Annotated in this window: 1 protein-coding gene; it reads left to right on the forward strand. The window is 58.3% G+C overall.

The features are described from left to right. Positions 1 to 920 (forward strand): type IV secretory system conjugative DNA transfer family protein (locus D8M41_RS11420; protein ID WP_148110213.1); only part of this gene is annotated, 920 nt, incomplete at both ends.

A 920-nucleotide genomic window follows, 5' to 3' on the forward strand; every position in this document is an offset into this window, starting at 1 on the left:
TAAGACCCTTGCTGGGGAGATGCTGTTCTCTTCGTGGGAAAACGTGTGTGTTGATATTTGGGGGCCACGGACTGGTAAAACGACTTCGCGTGCTATTCCGGGGATTATCGCGGCCCCGGGTGCGGTGCTGGTGACGTCGAATAAGCGGGATATTGTGGACGCGACCCGCCGGGTACGTCAGGACGTGGGGCAGGTGTGGGTGTTTGACCCGCAGCAGGTGGCCGGTGAACCTGCGTCGTGGTGGTGGAATCCGCTGTCTTATGTGAGTGATGATGTCAAAGCGCGGAAGCTTGCGCAGCATTTCGCGGCGGGCTCTCGTGATGAAAAAGCGAAAACGGACGCGTTCTTTGATGAGGCCGCGCAGGATCTTTTAGCGGCGCTTCTGCTGGCGGCAGCAGTTAATCAGGATCCGATTACACAGGTTTACCAGTGGTTAACGCGGGAAACGGAAGATGAGCCAGCGAGTATTTTGCGCCAGGCGGGGTTTGTGCAGATGGCTCAGGCTGTGGAAGGGGTGATTTCAGCTCCGGATCGTCAGCGTGGTGGCGTGTATGGTGTGGCGCGGCAGATGGCGAACTGTTTAACGTCGCAGGCGGTGTTGGAATGGATTACCCCCGCTGGGGATGGGATAGATCGACGGGAGCAGCTGGTGCCCGAGGATTTTGTGCGGGGAAAGAATACGCTGTATTCCCTCTCGAAAGAAGGCGCTGGCACGGCGGGGCCGTTGGTGACAGCGTTGACGGTGGCCACGGTGGAAGCGGCGGAAGAGATGGCTATTGATGCAGGTGGCCGGCTGAGTACCCCGATGGTGGTGATGCTGGACGAGGCAGCGAATGTGTGCCGGTGGGCTGAGCTGCCGAATCTTTATTCGCATTATGGTTCCCGTGGGATTGTTGTGTGCACGATTTTGCAGTCTTGGT

The sequence above is a fragment of the Rothia sp. HSID18069 genome (genome assembly GCF_003989155.1).
In the GTDB taxonomy this organism is placed as follows: Bacteria; Actinomycetota; Actinomycetes; order Actinomycetales; family Micrococcaceae; genus Rothia; species Rothia aeria.